Source organism: Lacinutrix sp. (assembly GCF_023299985.1).
Lineage (GTDB): Bacteria > Bacteroidota > Bacteroidia > Flavobacteriales > Flavobacteriaceae > Lacinutrix.
Window position 1 is genome coordinate 1 of sequence record NZ_JALZVX010000048.1, and the last position, 7,785, is coordinate 7,785.

6 protein-coding genes and 1 pseudogene are annotated in these 7,785 nt (G+C 32.5%); 1 reads left to right on the plus strand and 6 read right to left on the minus strand.

The genetic code is table 11. From position 1 onward, the window contains the following. Nucleotides 1–711: hypothetical protein (locus Q0C58_RS02540; protein ID WP_290697040.1), on the plus strand; the 711-nt coding region annotated here is incomplete at its 5' end. Here the strand turns inward: Q0C58_RS02540 and Q0C58_RS02545 are convergent. The 6 genes and pseudogenes from Q0C58_RS02545 to Q0C58_RS02570 all read right to left on the minus strand — a co-directional run. Beyond that, entirely contained in the window at nt 708–2,477 is a 1,770-nt protein-coding gene (locus tag Q0C58_RS02545; protein WP_290697043.1) for a DNA mismatch repair protein MutS, read from the minus strand. The two genes, Q0C58_RS02540 and Q0C58_RS02545, sit on opposite strands and share 4 nt — an antisense overlap. A gap of 5 nt (nt 2,478–2,482) precedes the next feature. Continuing rightward, entirely contained in the window at nt 2,483–3,421 is a 939-nt protein-coding gene (locus Q0C58_RS02550; RefSeq protein WP_290697046.1) for a M28 family peptidase, read from the minus strand. Between the two features lie 90 nt (nt 3,422–3,511). Continuing rightward, nucleotides 3,512–4,258, minus strand: coding sequence for a succinate dehydrogenase/fumarate reductase iron-sulfur subunit (locus Q0C58_RS02555; RefSeq protein WP_290697049.1), 747 nt, complete (start codon nt 4,256–4,258; stop codon nt 3,512–3,514). Nucleotides 4,259–4,267: 9 nt separating this feature from the next. Further along, nucleotides 4,268–6,265 carry a fumarate reductase/succinate dehydrogenase flavoprotein subunit gene (locus tag Q0C58_RS02560; RefSeq protein ID WP_290697052.1) on the minus strand — a complete coding sequence of 666 codons (1,998 nt, stop codon included), beginning with the start codon at nt 6,263–6,265 and terminating at the stop codon, nt 4,268–4,270. A gap of 15 nt (nt 6,266–6,280) precedes the next feature. Continuing rightward, nucleotides 6,281–6,973: a succinate dehydrogenase cytochrome b subunit gene (locus Q0C58_RS02565; RefSeq protein ID WP_290697054.1), complete on the minus strand. Its 693-nt coding sequence runs from the start codon at nt 6,971–6,973 to the stop codon at nt 6,281–6,283. A 110-nt stretch (nt 6,974–7,083) separates the two neighbouring features. Next, nucleotides 7,084–7,785 (minus strand): annotated as a pseudogene (locus tag Q0C58_RS02570) (glycosyl hydrolase); the annotation flags it as partial.

The window sequence follows — 7,785 nt, forward strand, 5'->3', positions numbered from 1 at the left end:
CCTCTTGATGCTATTGTAGAAACCATACAAGAAACTATTATTGAAACTAAAAAACCAGCTTTCGATAGTACAAAACTTAGCCTAAATTTTAAAGCTAAAGGCGATTATAATGTTATAAAATCTAACATTGTTACTAAAAAAAGAGGTTTTAAAACTGAATATAATACTAACAAAAATAAAGCTATTACAGATGCTTCAGCATATTTACACACTACATTATTAAACGCAATTGTACCACATTGGTATGGTACAACTTGGGAGTTTTCTGGACATACAAATATTCCAAATAATGGAGAAATAGCCTGTGGTTATTTTGTGTCTACAACTTTAAGGCATCTCGATTTTAAAGTAAACAGATATAAAATGGCACAGCAAGCTGGAATGAATATTGCCATTGCCTTACAACCTAAAAACAAGCTTAAAATATATTCTGGATTAGATTTTAAGGCTTTAAAAGAAAAACTAAACGCTGTTTACAAAAACGGAATCTACTTTGTTGGTTTGGACAACCACGTTGGTTATGTTTTAATAAAAGACAAGGAAATCTACTTTTTACATTCCAGTTATTGCGATAATAAAGTGGTTATAGAGTTAGCTGAAAAATCACCTTGTTTTCGATCTAATTTGTATGTTTTTGCTGAGATTACTACTAATAATACTTTGGTTAGAAAGTGGATTTTAAGTGAGCAATTAATTATACCGACTAATTAAACAATCTCCATCTTCTTCAAAAGAAAACTAGCATTCATATTTTGACAAATACCTTTTTTAAAGGTATAATCGAAATACAGCTCATCATCAATTATTTGCGCATCGAAATAGTGGTTTTTAACCTCTGTAAGTTCTTTTTCAATTTCACATAAACTTAAATCGTGAGTTGCAATAATTCCTGTGGCATTACTTGCTACTAATTTTTCAACAAACTTTCTTGAACCAATGGCTTTATCTGTACTATTTGTACCTTTTAATATTTCGTCTAGAATAATAAAGTAACTATCCGTTTTAATAGCATCTACAATATACTTTAAACGTGTTAATTCACTAAAGAAGTATGAACTATCATCGGTTAACGAATCGCTTGTACGCATACTTGTAATTAATTTTACAGGAACATACTCACTAGATTTTGCACAAACTGGCAAACCAACATTAGCCATAACAATATGCAAAGAAACCGTTCTTAAAAACGTACTCTTCCCAGCCATATTTGCGCCAGTAATAATAAAAAACTGTTCGTTTTCTATATTAAAATTATTATCTACTCGTTTTTCGGTTTTTAATAATGGATGCCCTAATGCTGTTACTTTGGTTTGTTTACCTTTCTCTAAAACCTTAGGATAAACATAATGTTTATGGTTAAATGCATAATTTCCAAAACTGTTATAAGCGTCGAAAAAAGTAACCACATCAAACCAATCTTCTACTTTATCATGGTAGGTTTCAATCCATTGTTCTATAACAAAACTGTTTTTTATATCTGTTAGAAAATAACCGTTTCCAAAAATAGCTGAGATAAGATTATTTCTATTATCTAATGCATCCATAGCTTTAGATAAATCACTTAATATTAAAGATGCTTTTTTATCTTTTAATTGAATCGATTTTTGTTTTTGTTGTAATAATTCTGAAGTAAACGTTTCAGTTTCAATTGCATTTAAAAGCTGTGCATATTGCCTAAACGTATCACGGATTTTGTCTGTATTTGCAGCTAAATCATTTATCTTTTTTAAATACTTTCCTGTAACTGCTAATCCAATTAATAACCAATACCCAAAGAATTCTATAGAGATTACTTTTGTAATTCCTAAAACGAGAAGTAATAGAGATACAGTAGCAAATACCAATGGTAATCGTTTTAATGCTTTTGGTAAAAATGAGTTGTGCTTGTGTAACCACTTTACAATGTCCTCTGGCTTTGTTTCTACTTTAATTAAGTTTGCTGTTGCTTGAAACTGTTGCCTCCATTTTGGTTTTGCAGACAGTTCTTGTATTGCTTCTTGTCTTTCTTCAATATTAGAAATAGTGTTAGACTTTAAAGCATTAGACAATGCTAAAGCGCCAATTTTTGTAGCTGTTCTGTCTATAAATTGAAAAAAAGAACCACGACCAAACAAATCGATATCTAAAGCATAATTATGTTGTGGGTCTTGAAATTCCAGACCTTCGTTTCTATGAAAAAAATCGCCTGAACCTATTTTTAGTTCTTCTTCATTTATAGCCAATAATGCTTTTTTTAATGCGTAATCAGATTTTAAAGCGGTGTGTTTTGATAATAAAAATAAAAATAAAACCACACCTGCTAAACCGCAACCCAATGCTATTTGCCAATTGTTAAACGTAAAATATACTACTACAATTATACCTATAAAAGCTAATAGCCTTGCAGTACTTAAAATTGTAAGTTGCTTATATAATTTTGAAACCTCAGCCTTATAAGTCTCTAGTTGCTGCTGATAATATGTATTTGAATTTTGCATTGGTTTTATAATTCTAAAGTATCAAATTTTGTGAAAATTTGAATAATAGTTTCTACTGCATCTTGATAAAACTGATTATCAATACGCTCGAAATCGTCTGTTGGTTTATGGTAATCTTCATGGTCTGCTACACCAAAATAAATAAATGGAATATCTGCTTTATGGAATGCTGCATGATCGCTAGAATTAGTCCAATCGTCTCCATCACCTAAACCTTCGTGACCAATTAGCAAATCTACTTTACCTAAATCTTTAAAATTTTCTATTGTTGGTTTTAGCTGTGAATAGTATCTTGATCCAACTGCGAAGAGTTCGTTTTTGTTGCTTCGGCTAATCATATCCATGTTTAAGTTTAAAACAATATTTCTTTGTTGAATAGTATTGTCTTTTACAAAATGATAAGCACCTTTTAAACCTAATTCTTCACCATCGAAAGCTGCTAAAATTACGTTATGCTTTGGTGGATTACTTTTAAAATATTCAGCAAAAGCAAACAGTGCACTTACACCTGAAGCATCATCGTCTGCGCCATTATATATTTTCCCATTCTTTATTCCTTCATGATCGTAATGTGCAGATAATACTATATATTTTCTATTATCTTTAGTTCCTTTAATTAATCCTAAAATATTAGTAGCATTATAATTTCCAAAAATAAAGTGTTGTTCAAAATCTTTATTTAGTGATAGGACACCTTCTTTAGCAAACGCATCAATAATATAAGCTTTAGCTTTTTTAGCACCTTCTGTTCCTGTTCTTCTGCCTTCGAAAGCATCAGACGATAATGTCTTAATATTTTTAAGTAAAGCCTCTGTTGAATACGAGTAGTTAGTTATAGCTGCAGCAATTTCAACTTCTTTTTGTACTTCAGGTGTTGTTTGTGTTTTGCAACTAATAAATAGTAAACTGATTGCTAAAACATATACAAAGGCTATTCTTTTCATTTTAATAAATTATAAGTAAAGCTAATAAAAAAAACCCAAGATTGCTCTTAGGTTTTTATAATGAGATTCCAGCCTACGCAGGAATTAGTGTTATCCTTTTAAAGATGCAGATAAATACTCACGATTCATACGTGCAATATTTTCAAGAGAAATTCCTTTCGGGCATTCTACTTCGCAAGCTCCAGTGTTTGTACAGTTACCAAAACCTTCTTCATCCATTTGTTTTACCATGTTTAAAACACGGTCTGTAGCTTCTACTTGACCTTGAGGTAATAATGCAAATTGAGATACTTTTGCGCCAACAAATAACATGGCACTAGAGTTTTTACAACTCGCTACACAAGCTCCACAACCAATACAAGTTGCAGCCATAAAAGCGTTATCTGCATCTGCTTTATTTATTGGTATTGCGTTAGCGTCTATAGTATTTCCAGAGGTGTTTACCGAAATAAATCCTCCTGCATGTTGAATACGATCGAACGCAGTTCTATCCACAACTAAATCTTTAATTACAGGAAATGCTTTTGCTCTCCATGGCTCTATAGTAATAGTCTCTCCATCTTTAAACGTACGCATGTGTAATTGACATGTTGTTATTAAACGGTCTGGACCATGTGCTTCTCCATTAATGTATAATGAACAAGAACCACAAATTCCTTCACGACAATCATGATCGAAAGATACTGGTGCTTCTCCTTTTTCTATTAGTTCGTTATTTAAAACGTCTAACATTTCAAGAAAAGACATATCTGGTGATACGTTACTGATTGGATAATCAACCATTTTCCCTTTATCGTTAGCGTTTTTTTGACGCCATATTTTTAACTTTAAGTCCATAGCTGCTCTTTATTTATAACTTCTTTCTTTAACTTTAATATTCTCGTACTCTAAATGTTCTTTGTGAAGTATTGCGTCTTTTGGCTCTCCTTTATATTCCCAAGCAGAAACATATTGGAATTCTTTTTTACGTACTGCCTCTCCTTCTGCTGTTTGGTATTCATCTCTAAAGTGACCACCTGCAGATTCTTCACGTTGTAAAGCGTCTTTAGCAAACAGCTCTCCTAATTCTAAGAAATCTGCCACACGTCCAGCTTTTGCTAATTCTTCGTTGAATTCATTAGCTGTTCCTGGCACACGAACGTCTTTCCAAAATTCTGCTCTTAATTCTGAAATTTCAGTAATTGCAGATTTTAAATCTTTTTCATTTCTTGCCATTCCACATTTATCCCACATGATTTTTCCTAATCTTCTATGGAAATGATCTACAGAATGTGTACCATTATTATTAATTAAATGATCTATATTTTTTCTTACTTCAGCTTCAGCTTCTTCAAATTCTTTAGTATCTGTAGAAATTGGACCTGTACGAATATCATCGGCTAAATAATCACCTATTGTATAAGGTAATACAAAGTAACCATCTGCTAGACCTTGCATTAATGCAGATGCTCCAAGTCTGTTTGCACCATGATCTGAGAAGTTTGCTTCACCAATAGCATATAATCCAGGAACTGTAGTCATTAAATTATAATCAACCCAAACACCACCCATTGTGTAGTGTACTGCTGGATAAATCATCATTGGCGTTTCGTATGGATTTTCATCTACGATTTTCTCATACATTTGGAATAAGTTTCCGTACTTATTTTTAACTACTTCTTGCCCTAATTTTCTTACTAAAGCTTCATCGTTAAAATCTAAATGTCTAACGGTTGCTTGCTCTTTTCCGTAACGCATAAATGCAGAAGCGAAATCTAAGTACACAGCTTCTCCTGTTGCATTAACACCATAACCAGCATCACTACGCTCTTTTGCTGCACGAGAGGCAACATCACGAGGCACTAAATTACCAAAGGCTGGATAACGACGCTCTAAATAGTAATCTCTATCTTCTTCTGCTAATTGTGTTGGCTTTAATGTTTTATTTCTAATCGCCTCAACATCTTTTTTATGTTTTGGCACCCAAATACGTCCATCATTTCTTAAAGATTCAGACATCAAAGTTAACTTCGATTGATGATCTCCAGAAACAGGAATACATGTTGGGTGAATTTGTGTGTAACATGGGTTTGCAAAGTGAGCACCACGTTTGTGAGCTTTCCATGCTGCTGTTACATTACTTCCCATGGCATTAGTAGATAAGAAAAATACGTTACCGTATCCTCCTGTTCCTAATACAACTGCGTGAGCCGAATGTCTTTCTATTTCTCCGTTAATTAAATTACGAGTAATAATACCTCTCGCTTTTCCATCAACTTTTACAACGTCAAGCATTTCATGACGGTTGTACATTTTTATTTTTCCACGACCTATTTGACGGTTCATTGCAGAATAAGCACCTAATAAAAGTTGCTGTCCTGTTTGTCCTGCTGCATAGAATGTTCTTGACACCAAAACTCCACCAAACGAACGGTTATCTAATAATCCACCATATTCACGTGCAAAAGGAACTCCTTGTGCTACGCATTGGTCGATAATATTTGTAGAGACCTCAGCTAAACGATATACGTTTGCCTCACGAGAACGGTAATCACCACCTTTTACAGTATCGTAAAATAATCTGTATGTAGAATCTCCATCTCCTTGGTAGTTTTTTGCTGCGTTAATTCCACCTTGTGCAGCAATTGAATGTGCACGTCTTGGTGAATCTTGGAAGCAAAATGCTTTTACATTATATCCAAGTTCTGCTAAAGTAGCAGCAGCAGATCCACCAGCTAAACCTGTTCCAACAATAATAACATCTATGTTACGCTTGTTAGCAGGATTTACTAAGTCGATATGATTTTTATAATCTGTCCATTTATCTTTAATTGGACCTTGAGGTATTTTAGAATCTAAAGCCATAAATCTCTCTGTGTTTTAGTGTGCTTGATTAAAGAAGTGAAATAATGCAATAAAAACAAATCCTAATGGAATACCAATTGCGTAAATTTTACTAAATCCTTTTAATCCTTTTGTGTATTTGTTATTAGCTCCAACCGATTGGAATGCTGAATTAAAACCATGTAATAAATGTAATGCTAAGAATACAAATGAAATAACATAAAGTACAACTCTCCAAGCATCTACAAATTTGTGTTGTAGTTCTTCGTAGTATCTGTAACCACTTTCGGCATTATTAGGATCTATAAGACCAGACATATCACCAACAATAAATTTAGTATTAATCTCAGGAAACCAGAAGTCGTAAAAATGTAAACATATAAATGCTAAAATTGATAAACCACTCCATATCATGTTTCTACTCATCCAAGTAGAATTAGCACCACCATTATTTTTGGCATAGCTAATTTGTCTTGCTTTGTTATTTCTAATTTCTAAAACAAATCCCATTACAAAGTGAAATATCACGCCTATAATAAGTACTGGCTGCAATAGATATTGAATTACCCAAAACGTTCCCATAAAGTGAGACACCACGTTAAAAGTCTCTGGAGCTAATACAGAAAGTATGTTAATTGAAAAATGTTGTAGTAAAAATACCATTAGGAAAAGTGCTGAAAGTGCCATAGCAAACTTTCTTCCTATTGAAGAATTTAAAATCCCGCTCATTATTTTTGTAGTTAAAGTATAGTTCTTACAAATATAACGCTCGTAAGCTGTTATAGCAAATTTAAAATACTGTTTTCCTTATTTAGAATGGGTATAATTAAACCACAATTTTACTCAATTTCCAATCCTTGAGTTACGCCATTTACATAAACAAGATACTTTCCTTTTGGTAAGTAATATTTATTATTTTTAGCTTTATTAATAGCTATTGATGTATTTTCTTTTAAAAGTTTTTTTTGTCCTTTTTCTGAAATTGTTAAATCGTAATCAATGTAATTAAAACCTTTATCTAAGTTTACATCAAAACTCTGTAATACTGTATTTCTATCGCTACGAATTTCAATTGTTTTTTTAGCAGCAGTATTGGCATACAACTTAAAATTTGTAGAAGGTTCAAAAGGCTGCATCCACTTACTCCAACTGTTTCCCCAACGACCAGAAGCACTAATGTTTTCAATATTAAAAATGGTTATAGCGTTGACTGTTAATGCTGTATTCATTTTTTGAATTGGAGCTACGTTTGTTTTGTAGATACTTCTCCCATGAGTTCCAAGTAATAAATCGTTACTTTCTTCATGTATAACCATATCGTGGATAGCAACAGCAGGTAAGTTTTTAGAAAAAGCTTCCCATGCTATTCCATTATTAAAGGAAACATAAGCGCCATTGTCTGTACCAAGATATAAGATGCTTTTATTTACAGGATCCTCACGAATAACATTTACTGAAGCTGTTGGTATGTTAGATGAAATACTTTTCCAAGTTATTCCATAGTCTTCAGACATGTAAACGTAACTGGTAAAATCATCAAA